Source organism: Natronomonas moolapensis 8.8.11 (genome assembly GCF_000591055.1).
GTDB lineage: Archaea > Halobacteriota > Halobacteria > Halobacteriales > Haloarculaceae > Natronomonas > Natronomonas moolapensis.
Window position 1 is genome coordinate 2,835,995 of the sequence record NC_020388.1, and the last position, 16,612, is coordinate 2,852,606.

At 69.5% G+C, this 16,612-nt stretch carries 17 protein-coding genes; 9 read left to right on the forward strand and 8 right to left on the reverse strand.

Annotated features, from left to right (window positions below; translation table 11 throughout):
• Positions 1-8: 8 nt before the first annotated feature.
• Positions 9-1,253, forward strand: a complete 1,245-nt coding sequence (gene gatD, locus NMLP_RS13600; protein WP_015410708.1) for a Glu-tRNA(Gln) amidotransferase subunit GatD — start codon at positions 9-11, stop codon at positions 1,251-1,253.
• Between the two features lie 96 nt (positions 1,254-1,349).
• Here gatD and NMLP_RS13605 read toward each other — a convergent pair whose 3' ends face one another.
• From NMLP_RS13605 to arcS, 5 genes are read right to left on the reverse strand one after another with little or no spacing between them, the layout of a single operon-like run.
• On the reverse strand, positions 1,350-1,718 hold the full coding sequence (locus NMLP_RS13605; protein WP_231857239.1) for a hypothetical protein: 369 nt from the start codon (positions 1,716-1,718) through the stop codon (positions 1,350-1,352).
• Positions 1,711-1,971 (reverse strand): hypothetical protein, encoded by a 261-nt coding sequence (locus NMLP_RS13610; RefSeq protein WP_015410710.1) that lies wholly within the window; start codon positions 1,969-1,971, stop codon positions 1,711-1,713. The genes NMLP_RS13605 and NMLP_RS13610 overlap by 8 nt, the downstream gene beginning before the upstream one ends.
• Entirely contained in the window at positions 1,972-2,253 is a 282-nt protein-coding gene (locus tag NMLP_RS13615; RefSeq protein ID WP_049926814.1) for a ubiquitin-like small modifier protein 1, read from the reverse strand.
• Between the two features lie 32 nt (positions 2,254-2,285).
• Positions 2,286-2,672 carry a hypothetical protein gene (locus NMLP_RS13620; protein ID WP_015410712.1) on the reverse strand — a complete coding sequence of 129 codons (387 nt, stop codon included), beginning with the start codon at positions 2,670-2,672 and terminating at the stop codon, positions 2,286-2,288.
• Positions 2,673-2,715: 43 nt separating this feature from the next.
• Positions 2,716-4,467, reverse strand: a complete 1,752-nt coding sequence (arcS, locus tag NMLP_RS13625) for an archaeosine synthase subunit alpha (RefSeq protein WP_015410713.1) — start codon at positions 4,465-4,467, stop codon at positions 2,716-2,718.
• Positions 4,468-4,821: 354 nt separating this feature from the next.
• On the opposite strand from arcS, the gene NMLP_RS13630 reads away from it, so the two are divergent.
• Positions 4,822-6,990, forward strand: a complete 2,169-nt coding sequence (locus tag NMLP_RS13630; protein ID WP_015410714.1) for an ATP-dependent DNA helicase — start codon at positions 4,822-4,824, stop codon at positions 6,988-6,990.
• Positions 6,987-7,700 carry an HNH endonuclease gene (locus tag NMLP_RS13635; RefSeq protein WP_015410715.1) on the forward strand — a complete coding sequence of 238 codons (714 nt, stop codon included), beginning with the start codon at positions 6,987-6,989 and terminating at the stop codon, positions 7,698-7,700. Before NMLP_RS13630 ends, NMLP_RS13635 begins: the two co-directional genes overlap by 4 nt.
• Positions 7,701-7,759: 59 nt before the next feature.
• On the opposite strand, the gene NMLP_RS13640 is transcribed toward NMLP_RS13635, so the two are convergent.
• Together NMLP_RS13640 and NMLP_RS13645 are read right to left on the reverse strand one after the other, a co-directional pair.
• Positions 7,760-8,359, reverse strand: coding sequence for an NUDIX hydrolase (locus NMLP_RS13640; RefSeq protein WP_015410716.1), 600 nt, complete (start codon positions 8,357-8,359; stop codon positions 7,760-7,762).
• Positions 8,360-8,380: 21 nt separating this feature from the next.
• Complete coding sequence (locus NMLP_RS13645; protein WP_152024144.1) at positions 8,381-8,845, reverse strand: DUF7109 family protein; 465 nt, start codon at positions 8,843-8,845, stop codon at positions 8,381-8,383.
• A gap of 113 nt (positions 8,846-8,958) precedes the next feature.
• Here NMLP_RS13645 and dcd point away from each other — a divergent pair, with 113 nt between their 5' ends.
• Together dcd and NMLP_RS13655 are read left to right on the forward strand one after the other, a co-directional pair.
• Entirely contained in the window at positions 8,959-9,555 is a 597-nt protein-coding gene (gene dcd / locus NMLP_RS13650) for a dCTP deaminase (protein WP_015410718.1), read from the forward strand.
• Positions 9,552-10,451 (forward strand): thiamine-phosphate synthase family protein, encoded by a 900-nt coding sequence (locus NMLP_RS13655; RefSeq protein WP_015410719.1) that lies wholly within the window; start codon positions 9,552-9,554, stop codon positions 10,449-10,451. The genes dcd and NMLP_RS13655 overlap by 4 nt, the downstream gene beginning before the upstream one ends.
• Before the next feature lie 246 nt (positions 10,452-10,697).
• Here the strand turns inward: NMLP_RS13655 and NMLP_RS13660 are convergent, their stop codons facing one another.
• Complete coding sequence (locus tag NMLP_RS13660) at positions 10,698-11,627, reverse strand: sulfide-dependent adenosine diphosphate thiazole synthase (RefSeq protein WP_015410721.1); 930 nt, start codon at positions 11,625-11,627, stop codon at positions 10,698-10,700.
• Between the two features lie 103 nt (positions 11,628-11,730).
• Here NMLP_RS13660 and NMLP_RS13665 point away from each other — a divergent pair, with 103 nt between their 5' ends.
• The 4 genes from NMLP_RS13665 (at position 11,731) to mutS (ending at position 16,579) form a co-directional block, all read left to right on the forward strand.
• On the forward strand, positions 11,731-12,021 hold the full coding sequence (locus tag NMLP_RS13665) for a DUF5789 family protein (protein WP_015410722.1): 291 nt from the start codon (positions 11,731-11,733) through the stop codon (positions 12,019-12,021).
• Positions 12,022-12,074: 53 nt separating this feature from the next.
• Positions 12,075-13,313 carry a bifunctional hydroxymethylpyrimidine kinase/phosphomethylpyrimidine kinase gene (thiD, locus tag NMLP_RS13670; RefSeq protein ID WP_015410723.1) on the forward strand — a complete coding sequence of 413 codons (1,239 nt, stop codon included), beginning with the start codon at positions 12,075-12,077 and terminating at the stop codon, positions 13,311-13,313.
• 177 nt (positions 13,314-13,490) lie between these two features.
• Positions 13,491-13,814, forward strand: coding sequence for a hypothetical protein (locus NMLP_RS13675; protein ID WP_015410724.1), 324 nt, complete (start codon positions 13,491-13,493; stop codon positions 13,812-13,814).
• Positions 13,811-16,579 (forward strand): DNA mismatch repair protein MutS, encoded by a 2,769-nt coding sequence (mutS, locus tag NMLP_RS13680; protein WP_015410725.1) that lies wholly within the window; start codon positions 13,811-13,813, stop codon positions 16,577-16,579. The genes NMLP_RS13675 and mutS overlap by 4 nt, the downstream gene beginning before the upstream one ends.
• Positions 16,580-16,612: the final 33 nt, after the last annotated feature.

Genomic DNA, 16,612 nt, shown 5'->3' on the forward strand with positions numbered 1-16,612 from the left:
GTCGACGCATGAACCCAGGGGACCGCGTCCGCGTCGATCGCACCGGGACCACCTACGAGGGGGTCCTGTTGCCCTCGACGACGACGGAGGAACTCGTCGTCAAACTCGACGGCGGCTACAACGTCGGGATCGACCGGAGCGACGCAAGCGTCGACGTACTGGAGCGGGACACCTACGACATCGAGTCGGGTGGCGACGCCGACGGGCGCTCGGAGATCACCTTCGAGGAGGACCTCCCGACGGTGGCGCTCATCTCGACGGGCGGCACCATCGCCTCGACGGTGGACTACCGGACCGGCGCGGTCACCGCCCAGTTCGACGCCGAGGACGTGTTGCGTGCCGTCCCGGAACTCGCCGGGCGAGCGAACTACCGCGGACGCGTCGTGGCGAACATCCTTTCGGAGAACATGACGCCGGCGGTGTGGACGGAGTTGGCCGAGGCGGTCCACGAGGAGATCGAGGCGGGGGCCGACGGCGTCGTCGTGATGCACGGCACCGACACGATGCAGTACACCGCCGCCGCGCTGTCGTTCACCCTCGAAACGCCCGTCCCGGTCGTGTTGACTGGCAGCCAACGCTCCGCGGATCGGCCCTCCTCGGACAACGTCATGAACGCCGTCTGTGCGGTCGAGGCCGCGACCGCAGATCACTCCGAGACGCTCGTCTGTATGCACGAGTCCGAATCCGACGAGACGTGTACGCTACACCGCGGCACCCGGGTCCGAAAGAACCACACCTCCAGGCGGGACGCCTTCGGAACCGTCGGGGGCGAACCGATCGGGCGCGTCGAGTGGGCCACCGGCGAGGTCTCCTTCCGGCAATCCGTCGCCGAACGCGGCGCGGACGACCTCCGGCTCGCGCCGGCCCTCGACACCGATGTCGAACTGCTCAAGTTCGTCCCCGGAGCGGACCCGGCTCGGCTCGATCTCGCCGAGGGGGCCTCGGGTCTCGTGATCGAGGGGACCGGACTGGGCCACGTCAACACCGAATGGATCGACCGGATCGAGGCGTTGATCGAGGACGGCACGACGGTGGTGATGACGAGTCAGTGCATCGAGGGGCGTGTCTGCGACCGCGTCTACGACACTGGCCGGGACCTCCTCGACGCCGGCGTCGTCGAGGCCGGCGACACGCTGCCCGAGACGGCCTACGTCAAGTTGATGTGGGCGCTCGAGAACGTCGAGAGCGTCGAGGAGACGATGCGACGACCGGTCGCCGGGGAGCTACAGGAACGGTCGGTCCCCTGGACCTGAGTGTGTGGCTCGAGAGAGCGACCGTCCGGGGCGGAGGCCCCGCCGCGAGCCGTTTCGACCCCGTCGCGGGGGGCTCCCTCCCGCAGCAGGGGGCGACTATTCGCATCCGATCACGACGACTTCGCGCACGTCGAGAGCCGTCTCGAACTCGGCGCGGCGATCGAGAGACCCCCCGAGTTGTTTGAGGTGTTCGCCGTGGACGCGCCGCAGCGCCGTCCACTCGCGGCGCTCGAGGGCGAGTTCAGCCCCGAGGTCGGCCCAGTGGCCCTCCTCGACTAGGAACACCGCGCCGTCGTCGTCCTCGTGGACGCACTCGTAGCGGTGCTCGTAGCGCTCGCGGCGCGTGGCGAGGCGATCCTGAGCCCGGTCGACGAGGTCGGGCAGGCGCTCGCCCGAGACGGACGCCTTCGCCGCCGCGAGCACGACCGCGTTGCCGTCGAGTGGACCGTCCGGCACGTCACCCACCGGCGCGCATCGCCTTCTGGGCGAAGCGTTCGATGAGCGGTTCGAGCGCCTCGGCTTCGCCCTCGAATCGGATCTCGACCTCGTTGAGCGTGATCGATCCCATCGGGTTTACTTTCCGCTCGGAGAGGGCGGCCGACCAGCGCGCGCCCTCGATCCGGTCGCCGGCCTCGTCGAGGCGTTCGCCGCCGAGCCCTTCGAGATAGTTGGCGGCCAGCCGCTTCGATATCCCGCGGAACTCGCGCGTTTGCTCCATCTATCCCCCCGCAACCGGCGGGAAGACGCTGAGCGTGTCGCCGTCCGCCAGGTCGGTGTCGGTCCCCTCGATGTGGACGACTTCCCGGCCGTTCTTGAGGACGCTCAATTGGGGTTTGATGCCGCCCGATTCGTCGAGGACGTCTCCGGCGAGATCGGCGAACTCGGACTCCAGTGCGGCGAGGACGTCGCCGACACTCGAGCCGGCCTCGAACTCCCGCTCGATCGACTTTTGACCGACCGCCTCGCGAAAGTTCGCGAAAAACCGGAGCTCGAGAGCGATCGTCTCGCCGTCCGGGTCGGCGCGTGCGTCGCTCATAGGTCTGAGAGCCGGATGCCGTCCTCGACGAGGCGGGCGTTGCGTTCGCGGTCGAGTTGGGTGGCGAGCCACCCGTGGTCGTACAACTGCTCGATCAAGTCCGCATAGAGGTTCCGCCAGGCGATGGCGAAGATCGGCGACTGCCCCCACGCACGGAGTTCGGGGACGAACGCGTGAAACCGCTCGACGCGGTCCTCGAAGTGCTCGATGATGTCGAGGATCCGGGTGGCGGCCTCGCCGTCGTCGTCGGCGGTCTCGATCGCGCTCCGCACCCGGGCGTTGTAGCCCTCCACAGCGCGTTGCATGTCCTGGCGGGCGCCGGCGTCGTCCTCGGGCAGGGAGTCGAGGAGCGGCTTCGGGACGCCGAGTTGGATCTCGTCCATACACGGCGATGGCGCGCCACGAATAAAAAGCTACTCGGGTGTGTCAGCGCTCCGCACAGTGCCGGACGTCGACCGCGACGCCACGCGAGCCCTCGACCATCGCGCGGCCGTGCGAGGCCGCGCGGCCGACGCCGAACGCCTTCGGCCCCTCGAAGACGACCTCGTCGCCCGGCCGGATCGCGTCGTCGGCGTCGACCACACCGGGGGCGAGGACGCTCCCGCTCGGCACGAAGCCGTCGATGTCGACCCGTTTCGTCGGCATGCCGCTTTCGATCCACGCGCGCGCGCCGGCGAGCGTCAACGACAGCGTGCCGTATTGGGGAACCATCGTCGCCAGGTGTTCGCCCTCGGCGTCCCTGACACGCAGTTTGGGGTAGAACCCGTCCGTCGTCGCGTCGGGCCCGAACACCGCGTCACCCCCGCCGTCGCCGAACTGGAAGTCCGCAATCGCCCGCACCGTTGCGAGTTCGCGCTCGCTCTTGTAGTAGGTATCCTCGCCGTCGAGGGCCGCCGAGAGGGCGGCCAGGGACTCGTCGGTGGTCGGATGTCCCGACGCGGTGTACTCGAAGTCGATCCCGAGCGACGCCTCGACGCGCTCGCAGATCTCGCGGTAGTCGGCCGGGACGTGGGCGATGTGGCGGTCGTAGTCGGCGCGCTCGAGGTAGCGCTCGAGGACCGCGGCGACGAACTCGATCTCCGTTTCGGTCCACTCGCCCGTCACGACGCTGTCGTAGTGTTGGGCCGGATAGGTCGTCTCGAGTTCGTTCGGGACGACGCCGATCGGCGAGGTCATCGAGACGACGTGGCCCCGGTAGCCGATCGCGCGGGCGAACTGCTCGTGGCTCTGGGAGTCGCTGTAGGGTTTCCGGGCCGAACAGGGCAAAAGCACCACGGGCGCGTCGAGGCGGCGGCGATACCGCGTCGTCACCCGCTCGGCGAAGCGCTGGATCTCGGGGCGTCGGAGGGTGTCGTCCGTCGCCGCCAGCAGTTCGTTGCGCCGGAACATCGGCGTCCGCTCCTCGAGGTAGCCGTACTGCTGGTCGAGACGACGGACCGTCGCCGTCAGCCACGCCTCGTGACGGGCCTGTCCCTCGACGTAGTCGCGGAGGCGGCCCTCGTCGATCCGGCCCCGAACGCGGGCGAGTTCGGCCGCGAGCGCGGTGGCGTTGTGCTCGGCGCAGTCAGTCCGATCGAACGAGTCGATGCCGCTCCGGCAGGCCGGGCAGGGACACGGCAACTCCTCGAGGTCCTCGAGGAACGCCTCGCCGTCGGTCGTGAGGTAGAACCCCTCGAGACCCCGCGCTCTGGCGCGTTTCTCGTCGACGAGGTCGACGCCGGCGTAGGCGAGCGTGGCGACGTTGGCGGGCGTCGCGGCCCCGGGGCAGTACAGTGCGGCGTCGTCGGGGATCGACCGCTTGAGGGACAACAGCGCCTCGACGAACGCCTCGGCGTGGCCGACGTAGCCGCCGGCGTTCGAGAGCACGTACGCGTCGGCCCCGTAGTCGTCGGCCGTCGTCGGCGAGACGACCGCGGCGCTCGGGAACTCGACGTCGTCGGGGTCAGTGCCGAAGGCGTCCTCGACGGGCGGTTCGGTTCCGGGGGGGAGCGCCCGGTGGGGCAGGATCGTCAGGGCGGACGCCTCGCCCGCCGAGACGGACTGGTCGGCGTGCCAGCGGCTCCCGCCGTCCTCGACGACGTCGTCGGCGAGGGCGGGCGTCGGGAGGGGTCCGGGGAGTCGCAACTCCCCCCGGCGGGCCGCGCCGTCGCGGCCGTGGATCTCGAAGTACTCGGTCATGCCCGTCCGTCCACGCCGGGGCGGTAACTGTCCGTCGGTTCCGCCCGCGGCCGCGTCACGGTGACCCGGACGCCTCGAGGGTGTTGTCTATCAGCTCACGGACGCTGCCGCAACACAGATCCCTGCCCGAACACCGCTACGCTGTAGTAACCATCGCAAGTGATTACACATCGATCGCACTGCCATCGTGCGATCGAGTGTGCAGTGCCTTCCGATCGCTACTATACACCCCCGATCGAGTGTCTGCAAACACGGTGGCAGACACTCGCCGCGTGTCCACAGCGGCCACAGATGCGACGGGAAGCGAACTGAGATCGCCGAACCCTTTTATTCGAAAGCGACCAACGAACGGCCGTGTCGGAATCGGACGACCACCGTCGGTACTTCCCATACGAGGAGCCCTACGACCACCAGAGAGACGCGATGGGGCGGATCCGGGAGGCGCTCGTCGAGGAGCGGGACGTGCTCTTCGAGGGGGCCTGCGGGACCGGGAAGACGCTCGCTTCCCTGGTGCCGGCCCTCGAATACGCGGCGGCGGCGGGCAAGACAGTCCTCATCACCACCAACGTCCACCAGCAGACCAGACAGTTCATCGAGGAGGCCCGCGCGATCGCCGAAACGGAGCCGATCAGAGCCGTCGTCTTCCGCGGGAAGGCATCGATGTGTCATATCGACGTGGGCTACGAGGAGTGTCAGGCGCTCCGGGACACGACCCGCGAGCTGGTGGACAAAGAGCGCGACATCGCCGAACTCGAGGAGCGCGAGGGGGAACTCCTCGAGGCGAGCCGCGGGGGAAACGGGGCGGCTGCCGACGCCCGCGGGACGGTGCTCTCGGAGCTGGAGGATCTGGAGACCGGGGCCGAAGCCATCCGCGAGGAGGAGACCATCTGCGAGCGCTACTACAACAATCTCACCGCCGACACCGACGCGTTCTACGGGTGGCTCTACGAGGACGTCCGGACGCCCGAGGAGATCTACGAGTACGCCCACGGCCGGGACCTCTGTGGGTACGAGTTGCTGAAGGAGGGAATGGAGGGCGTCGACCTCGTCGTCTGTAACTACCACCACCTCCTCGATCCGACGATCCGCGAGCAGTTCTTCCGCTGGGTCGGCCGCGACCCCGAGGACATCGTCGCCGTCTTCGACGAGGCCCACAACGTCGCGGATTCGGCCCGCGATCACGCGACGCGGACGCTCGCCGAGCGGACCATAGAGGGCGCGCTCGACGAGCTCGAAGGGGTCGAGGACGCCCGGGCGGAGCCGGCGGCGAACGTCGTCGGGGCGTTTCGGGAGGCGCTCGTCGAGACCTACGAGGACTCCTTCGGGTTCGGGGAGCGCGAATCGATCGGCGAGGAGTGGACCGACGTGGCGATCGACAACGAAACCGGGCGCGACGACCTCTCGGTCGGCTTCCTGCGGAACTACACCGGACAGGGGTTCGGGGCCGACCTGGAGGCGGCGCTCGCGCTCGGGGAGGAACTCGACAGGCGTTACGAGCGAGCCTACAAGGAGGGCGAGACGACGACCCGCAAGGAGTGTCCGACGCTGACCGCGGCGGGCTTCATCGAGCGCTGGATGGAATCGAGCGTCGAGCCCGGGCAGTACCCGGTCGCGGGCGTCCGGCGGGCCGAGACCGGCGTCGTCGGACGGGCCGAACTGTACACGTGCCTGCCGAGACAGGTCACCGAGCCGCTGTTCGAGGAGCTGCACGCGACGATTCTGATGAGCGCGACGCTTCGGCCCTTCGACGTCACCGAGGACGTGTTGGGTCTCGATGACCCGCTCACGATGGCCTACGGCGAGCAGTTCCCCGAGTCGCGGCGACGCACCTACGCCGTCGAGACGCCCGCACTCTTCGCGAGCAAGCGCGACGATCCCGCGGTCCAGCGCGAGGTCGGCGACGTCGTCGAGGACACGATTCGATTCACTCCGGGGAACACGCTCGCCTTCTTTCCGAGTTACGCCGAGGCCGAACGGTACTACCACCGCTTCGCCGGCGAATCGACCCCCTTCCTCGACGAGCCGGGGACGCGCGCCGAGGAGCTCCGTCGGGAGTTCGTCGCGGCCGACGACGCCGTGTTGTTCACCTCGCTTTGGGGGACGCTCGCGGAGGGCGTCAGCTTCGATGACGACGACGCCCGGAGCGTGATCGTCGTCGGGGTGCCGTATCCCCACCTCGACGACCGAATGGAGGCCGTCGAGCGCGCCTACGAGGGGGCCTTCGGCGACGGCGACGGGGAGGCAGGGTGGCGCTACGCCGTCGAGATACCGACCGTCCGAAAGACCCGGCAGGCGCTCGGCCGCGTCGTGCGCTCGCCCGAGGACTTCGGCGTCCGCGTGCTGGTCGACGAGCGCTACACCGGATCGAGGCGCTCGGAGCTGGGCGAGTACAGCGTCTACCCGAGTTTCCCGCCGGAGGAGCGAAGCGAGCACATCGACATCGAGCCGGGAAAGCTGAAGTTCGCGCTGTTGAACTTCTACGCCGATATGGACGCCTGGGAGGGGTCGCCGCCGGAGCCATGAGCCTGGATCTCGAACCCCGAGCGGAAAAACGCCGGACGAGGGACGGAAGCGGCCCCCGGTGGGACGTCATCAGGGGCGACGTCCTCGAGCGCGACGGGTACGCCTGTCAGCGCTGCGGGTACGAAGCCAGCGTGGGGGACCCGGATCAGGAACTCGAGGTCCACAACACCGAGGCACTCGGGTCGCCATCGCTCGGGGATCTCGACGGGCTGGTGACGCTGTGTCGGCCCTGCCACGCGACGCTGCACGGCGACGATCCGGCGTACGGCGATCTCGGCGACGACGCGCCGATGTTTCCCCGTCCCGAGGCCCCGCCGGCGGTCGCGACGATGCGATCGGAGCGCCAACACGTCTGCGAGCGGTGTCAGCTGGTCGCCGACGAGGCTGGCGAACTCGCGGCCTACACCGGGGCGGACCGGCCGCACGCCCTCTGTAAGCCCTGTGCCGGCGCGCTGCTGGAGGTCGGCTACGGCCCGGACGCGTTCGAGACCGCCGGGCGATTCGACGCGGAGGCGTTGCGGGCGCGGGCGGGCGACGCGCCGGTGCGGCCCTCGCTGTTGGCTTCGGGGCCGGTCCGGGCGACTCGCCCGCCCGAGACGGCGATCGAACGGTTCGTCCACGACACCCCGATCCGGTACGTCGCCAACCCAATCGGCGTCACCGTCCTGTTCGTCCTGTTGGGCGTGCTCGCGTCGTTTTATTTGTTCTGAGTCCCATCGGCGGGGACCGATCGCGTGTTCCGTCGGACGAACGGCCCAAACCGCCGGTCTCAAACCGGGTACTCGGCGTCGGGATCGACGACGCGGTCGGCCTCCGGCGGCATCCGCCAGTCGGTCGCGAGTTCGAGAAACTGCACCAGCATGCGGCCGGTCGCCCCCCAGACGGTGTAGCCGTCGACCCGGAAGTAGTGGATCCGGATATCGCCGTAAAAGGAGTGTTCGCGACGCTCGGACTCGTAGTTGTCGAGGTCGGTGAGATCGGCGACGGACAACACCGCGATCTCGGCGACCTCGCCCTCGTAAGGGACGTACTCGCGGTCGGGGATCCGGCCGACGAACGGGCGGACCGAGTAGTTCGACACGGTCGGGATGTCGTCGAGGCGCCCGACGATCTCGGCGTTGTCGGGGTCGAGGCCGACCTCCTCGAAGGCCTCGCGTTTGGCCGTGGCCTCGAGCGTCTCGTCGACGGGTTCGCGCCCGCCACCCGGGAAGCTCATCTGACCGGGGTGTTCGCCGAGGTGGTCGGCGCGTTTCGTAAAGAGCAGGTGGGTGCCGTCCGGGCGCGAGACGACCGGCACGAGGACTGCGGCCTCCCGGTCCCCCTCGACCGCCTCGGCCGGCTCGTGGGCCACGACCCGCTCCCAGTCCATACCCGGAATACGCGCTCGATGTTAATAGTTGGTCCCCTCGCCGACCGCGTCGAGTCGGGCCCTGAGCCCGGAGAGGTCGTGGGCGCCCCAGGCCTCGAGATCGTAGCTGACGTCGACGAGTTCGGCCGCGCGGGCCTCGTCCTCGCATCGTGCGGCCTGGACGGCTGCCTCGCGAAAGCGGGCGAGCGCGGCGGCGGCGGCGGGTTCCCGATCGAGAGTCCGCCCGTCGGTCTCGAGGATGTGCGGGAGGTCCTCCGCGCCGTCGGGGAGTTCGGGGAACGCCGTCGGCCCCGGGACGAGGAGTCGCCCGTCGCCGCGGTCGACGCCGACGAGCGCGAACGCCGCGAGCGCGGCGTCGACGTCGCTCTCCGGTGGCTCCGCGCCGCGCCGGTAGGCGAGTTCCGAGAGCGCCGTCTCGAGTTCCGGCCGGGACAGCGCGCCGAAGAGGTCGACGACCCCGGCCACCTCGTCGGGCGTGAACATGATTGGCCGTCACTCGTCGGCCGAGCGACGTGAACGTTCCGGCACCGCCGGGGATCGCCTCGGGGGCCGTCCTGCGCATCGGTCAGGTTTAACCCGCCGCCGCCGGACATCCGGGTATGATCCTCTCGGACACCGACATCCGGCGGCGGCTGACCGACGGCGACCTCGTCGTCGACCCGCTGGCCGACCCGGAGTTGCAGATCCAGCCGGCGAGCATCGACCTCCGTCTCGGCCGGGAGTTCCTGGAGTTCAAACGCACCAACATCCCCTGTATCCACCCGAACAGCGAGCAGGAGGTCGACGAGTACGTCGAAGAGACCCACGTCAGCGAGGGCGAGGAGTTCATCCTCCACCCCGGCGACTTCGTCCTCGGGACGACCAAAGAGCGCGTCGAGATCCCCGACGACCTCCTCGGGACGGTCCAGGGGCGCTCCTCGCTGGGCCGGCTCGCGGTCGTCATCCACGCGACCGCCGGCATCGTCGACCCGGGGTACCGCGGCCAGATCACCCTCGAGCTGTCGAACCTCGGGACGGCCCCCGTGGCCCTGCAGCCCGACATGCGTATCTCACAGGTCATCTTCACCGAGTTGCAAAGCGCCGCCTCGGAGCCCTACGGAAGCGATCGGGGCTCGAAATACCAGGATCAGGCGGGACCACAGGCCTCGCGGATCCAGTCCGACGAGGAGTTCGGCGGGGGGCAACTCGACCGATGAAGTTCATAGAGGAGGTCGTCGTCGAGGAGTTCGTTCCGACGTTCCGGACGATGCTGGCGGGCGAGCTCCGCGAGCGCGGCCGCACCCAAAGCGAGGTCGCGGAGCTTCTGGGGATCAGCCAGAGCGCGGTCTCGAAGTACGCCCACGGGGAGGTCGAAACCAACGAGCAGGTCGCCGGCGACGAGGCCGTCCGCGAGTTGGTCGAACGGCTCGGCGAGGGGCTCGCAAACGGCGACGTGAGCCGCGCGCAGGCGCTCGTCGAGGCGGAGGTGCTCGTCCGGCAACTCGAACGCGGCGGCGTCCTCGCCCGCGTCCACGAATCGGCGTACCCGCCGATCGCCGACTACGACGGGCCGATCGACATCCACGATCCCGAGGGGGAGTTTCGGATGACAGAACGGGTGCGGTCGTCGGTCCGCCGGGGCGTCAGGGCCCTCGAGAACACGAGCGGGTTCGCCGCCCACATCCCGGCGGTGGGCTCGAACCTCGTCGAGGCGCTGCCCGACGCGACGACGATCGACGGCGTTGCGGGCGTGCCGGGGCGGATCCTCGATATAAAAGGGCGCGCGACCGTCCCCGGGGAACCGGAGTTTGGCGTCTCCGAGCACGTCGCCTCGCTGTTGCTCGCTGCCCGGGCGGCCGGCTCGGAGGCGCGGGCGGCGCTCAACGTCCGGTACGACCCGGAGACACTCGAAGCGCTCGAGGCCGCCGGCTACGCGGCAGTGGCGTTCGACGCCGAAGCCGACGTCGAGGCCGCGGTCGCCGAGGCCGTCGGCGAGAACCCGACGGCGGACGCGCTGTATCAGACCGGCGGATTCGGCGTCGAGCCGATCTGTTATATACTCGGGCCGGATGCTCCGGCCGTCGTCGAGGCTGTGCGGCACGTCACCGAGTGACGTTCGATGGGCGAGGAAAACAGCGCGAGCGACGAGATAGGACGTTCGGTCTCGGGTTCGTCGGAGTAACGAGTGGGACGGTTCGGAGTAACGAGTGGGACGGTTCGGAGTCGCTCGGGGAGATAGCGACAGGACTCATACAGATGGACGAACTCGTATGACACCGACGCACGAGTGATCCGCCGGTCACGCCGTCGAACGACGTGCGCCTCGTGCGTCGTGTGTCCGTTCGTTTGGCCGTCAGTATCAGTCGTCGGCGGGTTCGGGGCTGGCCGTCATTTCGACGGCGGGGCCGTCGACGCCGAGTTCGTCGATCGCGGCCTGCGCGGCGCGCTTGCCGGACAAAAGCATGGCTCCGAACGTCGGCCCCATCCGCGGGAGGCCGTGCGTCGTCGCCGTCGCCATCCCCGTCGCGATCAGGCCGTCGTGGACCACGCCGGTGTGCTCGACGACCGCGTCCTCGCTCTCGGCGACCCACATCGAGTCGTGGCCGGGCGAGTCGTGGCCGGGCGCGCCGTATTGGCCGTCCTCGGTGTTGTCCATCCCGGTGTTGTGCTCCTCGGCGTGTTCGATGCCGGGGGCCTCGAGGACGCCTCGCTCCTGGAGTTTCGAGACCGCAACGGCGTCGTGGCCGGTCGCGTCGATGACGAGGTCGGCCTCGACGGCGATCGGGTCAACGCAGGTGATCTCCCGCGGCAGGGCGTGGACCGGCGTCCAGTTCATCACGATGCCGCCGACGCGGTGGTCCTCGCGGATGACGATGTCGGTGAACTCCGTCATGTTCTGCATCTTCGCGCCGGCGTCGCAGGCGGCCTTGATGAGCCCCGAACAGGCCTCTGGGCCGTTGGCGACGTGGAGGCCTTCGGCCTCGTCGGTGTCGGTGTAGTCGACGTCGAGTTCGTCGAGCACCGTCTGGGCCGGATCGCGGACGGTCACCTTGTTCATGAGGAAGCCGCCGAGCCAAAAGCCGCCGCCGAGGTAGTTGTTCTTCTCGACGATCATCGTCTTTACGCCGCGTTCGGAGAGTTCTTTCGCCGCCATCAGCCCCGAGGGACCGCCACCGACGATGATCACGTCGGATTCGGTGAACTCCATGAACTCGTCGGTCCACTGGCTCCCGATCGCTCGTGTTACTTCCGCCTCGCCGACGTCGCTGAACTCGTTGAACTGCGTCATACAACCAAGTGGTACCATCTCCGAATACAAAGTAGTTGGGGTCGAAAGCGCGGCGGGACAGGGGTTCGTAAGGGTTAGGGCCTCACGCCCGGAAGGCGAGCATATGAGCGACACCGACGAGGAGACGGAGGGGCCGGCGGTCCCGCTCGGCGAGGGCGAACCGGTCGAGGGCGCGCCGCTCGCGCGGGTGGCATCGCGGCTACACTACGCCATCGGAAAGAGCGACGTCGTCCGCCGGGAGGGCGATACGGTCGTCCGGACCCCCGACGGCCCCCGCGAGTTGGCGGCGATCCTGGAGGAGACGGACGAGGTGTACTTCGACACCAGACGCGCCTTCGAGACGGCCGTCCGGGACGTGATCGGTACCGGGCCGATCCCGACGGCCGAGGAGTAACGCGTCGAGACCCCACCATCACCTGTTTGTACGTCCGGGTTATACTCCCGCGTATGAGCGACATGCGCGCCGCGGCACCGATGGAAAAGCCGGTCGTGTTGACCGTCGCCGGCAGCGACTCGGGCGGCGGGGCCGGCATCCAGGCCGACCTCAAGACGATCGAGGCGACCGGCGGGTTCGGCGTCTCAGCGATAACCGCCATCACCGCCCAGAACACGACCGGCGTCGAGTCGAGTCACCCCCTCCCGATAGCGGAGATCACCGCCCAGATCGACGCCGTCCGCGAGGACTTCGACGTGCGGGCCGTCAAGACCGGGATGTTGGCGACCGCAGAGGTCGTCGAGACGGTTGCCGACTACGCGGCGGGGGTCGACGCGCCCGTCGTCGTCGATCCCGTGATGGTCGCCACGAGCGGGGATCGACTGTTGACCGAGGCCGCCGAGACCGCCTACGAGGACCTCCTCGCCGAGGCGGCGCTCGCGACGCCGAACGCCGACGAGGCGGCCGTGCTGACGGGAATCGAACCGACCGACGAGGCGAGCGCGATGGCGGCGGGGCGGGAACTCCGTTCGATGGGAGCCGAGGCCGCCCTTATAAAAGGCGGGCACGTTCCCGGGGCGGCGGTGCTCGACGTCCTCGTCGGTCCCGACGGAGCGGAGACGATGCGGCACCCCCGTATCGACACCGAGGCGACGCACGGTTCCGGCTGTACGCTCTCGGCGACGATCGCGACGCGACTCGCGCGCGGCGTACCCCTCGAAACGGCGGTCGAACGCGGCGTCTCGTTCATGGAGCGGGCGGTGCGGTACCACCACGCCGCCGGGACGGGGCCGGGCGCGGTGCATCACCTCGTCGACCTCCGGAACGAGGCCGGCCGCGCCGAGGCGACCGAGACCGTCCGGGAGGCGATCGATCGGCTCGCGGAGGGCGGCGGGGACGGGTCCGGATCCGCCGCCTCGGCGATCGACAACGTCGCCAGCGCGACCCCGTACGCCGAGACGGACAGAGACGTCGCGGCGGTCGAGGGCGGGTGGCCGCCGGGGGCGGACAGCGCCGCCCCCGGCCGGATCCGCTTCGGCGCGGCCCCGGCACTCGGGGCGGCGCTGCTCGACGGACGCGAGCGCGACCCCGACCTCCGGGTCGCGCTCGCGTGTCGCCCCGACGTCGACCTCGAGGACGCGCTCGACGCCTCGCCGTGTGTCGTCGCCGACGTCGACGGCGGGGGGATCGCCGTACTCTCCGAAGACATCGACGCCGCGCTCGAAGCGGTCGAGACCGCCCACTCCGCGTGAACGACCGTCGGCCGTCGACCGGTATCGACACGATAGACGGTGGGCACAGGGGCACACGGATGGATGCGCCGAGAGCGCGAGTCAGTTATAAGCGAACGGACGGAGGAACGCGGGGGCTTATAAACAGGTGGGTGGACGGGCACGGCTAGTTGATAAATATCGGCACGCCGGTGGGACGTGGCACCCGAACGGTTCGTCCGCGTCGCGACGACGACCGTCGGCATCGAAGCCAGCACCGCCCTCTATCGGGACGTCCTCGGCGACGTGTTTGTACTGGGCAACGACGGCGACGTGTCGGTGCTGGGTAACGACGGCGACGTGTCGGTACTGGGCAACGACGGCGACGTGTCGGTGCTGGGTAACGACGGCGACGTGTTTATTTCGGGCGACGACGGCGGCATATTCAGACAACGGCGACGACAGCGGCCCTCCTCGGGGCCGGCCGAAGCCGCGGCCGACCCGTCACTCTTTAACGGCCTGCACCCCCCGATTCGGGCATGAGTTCGGGCATCGTCGCGGAGTTCTTCGAGTTGAAGGCCGACAGCGGGGCCGACCTGCTGGCGATGCAGATGGGCGATTTCTACGAGTTCTTCGGCGAGGACGCCGAGTTGGTCGGCGAGGAGCTCGATCTGAAGATTTCGGAGCGCTCCTCGGGCGGCGAGCGCTACGCGATGGCCGGGGTGCCGGTCGACGAACTGACGCCGTATATAAAAGCGCTCGCCGAGCGGGGCCACCGGGTCGCCGTCGCCGACCAGCGCGACGAGGACGGCGACATCGTCCGCGAGGTGGTCCGGATCGTCACCCCCGGGACGCTCCTCGAGACCGACCGATCCGACGCCCAGTACCTCGCGAGTGTCGCGTGCGACGGCGAGGACGCCTACGGACTCGCGGTCTGTGACGTGACGACCGGGCGCTTTCGGGCGACGACGCTGTCGGGCGGGGACGCTGCCGCCCGGACGCTCTCGGAACTGTACCGCTTCGATCCCGTCGAGGTGCTGCCGGGGCCGCGAGTCCGAAGCGACGACGACTTCCTCGCGTCGGTCCGCGAGGAGTTGAACGCCCGGCTGACGCTGCACGAGACGGAGGCGTTCGCGCCGGGGCGGGCACGACACCGGCTCGTCGAACAGTTCGGCGACGCCCCCGAGAGCGTAGGGCTTTCCGAAACCGCCGTCGCCGCGGCGGGGGCGGCGATCGACTACGTCGAGGCGACGGGCGTCGGCGCGCTCGCCTCGATCACCCGGATCGGCGCGTACGAACCCGACGATCACGTCGCCGTCGACGCGACCACACAGCGGAACCTCGAGGTGACCGAGCCGATGACGCCGGGCGGGCGGACGCTGTTCGGGACGATCGACCACACCGAGACGAGCGCCGGCGGACGACTCCTCAGAGAGTGGCTCACCCGGCCGCTGCGCCGGGCGGGGACCCTCGAAGCCAGACACGACGCCGTCGACGCCCTCCTCGGGGACGCCCTGGTCCGGGAGGGGATCGCGGAGGCGCTCTCGGGGGCTTACGACGTCGAGCGCGCCGCCTCCAGGGCTGTCTCGGGGAGCGCCGACGCCGACGCCCTGTTGCGCGTCCGGGAGACGCTGGCGCTGGTGCCCGACCTTTACGAACGCATCGATGGCTCGCCGGAGCTGGCCGACTCGCCGGCCGCGGCGCTGTTCGCGGAGCTCGACCGGGCCGCGATAGCCGACCTCCGGTCGGAGCTGGAGGCGCTCGCCGACGACCCCCCGAAGACGCTGCACGAGGGTGGGCTGATCGAACGCGGCTACGACGAGACCCTCGACGAGCTGGTCGCCCACCACGAGGCGGCCCTCGAGTTCTTCGAGACCCTCGAGGAGCGCGAGAAGCGCCGCCACGGCTTCTCGCGGGTGACGGTAGGGCGGAACAAGACCGACGGCTACTACGTCCAGATCCCCAAATCCGAGGCCGGGTCGGTGCCGGAGGAATACGAGGGCATCAAGACGCTGAAGAACGCCGAACGGTACGTCTTCGAGGCGCTCCGCGAGAAGGAACGGGAGATATTCCGGCTGGAAGAAAAGCGCGGCGAGCGCGAATACGAAGCGTTCTGTCGGCTCCGGGCGTCGGTGGCCGACCGGGCGGACCTGTTGGGGGCGGTCGGCCGGGCGCTCGCGGAACTCGACGCCTACTGCTCGCTCGCGACCCACGCCGCACGGCAGGGGTGGACGCGGCCGGAACTGGCCGACGAGCGCGTCCTCGACATCGAGGCCGGGCGCCACCCAGTCGTCGAGACCGAGACCCAGTTCGTCCCGAACGACCTGTATCTCGACCGGGAGCGGCGGTTCTTGCTCGTCACCGGCCCGAACATGTCGGGCAAGTCGACCTACATGCGGCAGGCCGCGCTCGTGACGCTTTTGGCGCAGGTCGGCTCGTTCGTCCCCGCCGACTCGGCGCGAGTCGGCATGGTGGACGGGATCTACACCCGCGTCGGCGCGCTCGACGAACTCGCGGGCGGGCGCTCGACGTTCATGGTCGAGATGGAGGAGCTCTCGAACATTCTCCACTCGGCGACCGACGAGTCGCTCGTCGTCCTCGACGAGGTCGGCCGCGGCACCGCGACCTACGACGGCATCTCGATCGCGTGGGCGGCCACCGAGTACCTCCACAACGAGGTCGGCGCGTTCGCGCTGTTTGCGACCCACTATCACGAGTTGACGTCGCTGGCCGAGGAGTTGCCCCGCGTCGAGAACGTCCACGTCGCCGTCGCGGGGGAGCCGAACGCAGCGGTGGAGGCGGGAACGGAGACGGAGACGAGCACGGAGACGGAGCCGAGCACGGATGCGGCGTCCAACGGGGGCGTCACCTTCCTCCGGACGATCGAACCGGGGGCGACCGACCGATCCTACGGCGTCCACGTGGCCGACCTGGCAGGCGTCCCGGCGCCCGTCGTCGACCGGGCCGGCGAGGTGCTCCGGCGGCTCCGCGAGGAGCGAGCGATCGAGGCGAGAGGGGGCGACTCCGGGGCGCCGGTACAGACGGTGTTCGACCTCGGGAGCGGGGAGTTTCACAGCGACGACGGACACCCGGACGGCGACGACGCGGTCGGCGAGAGTGCGTCCGACGACGGCGATGCGGGTGCGGTCGACCCGGAAGCGGCAGCCGTCCTCGACGAGATCCGCGAGACGGCGCTCGCCGAGACCTCGCCCGTCGAGTTGATGAACCGGGTCGGGGAGTGGCAACGCCGCCTCGGGGAGGAACCGGACGCCGACGACCGAGCCAGCGGGGGCGAGCGAAACGGTTAGGCCCGCCCAGACACACCGTCGAACCGAGACGCG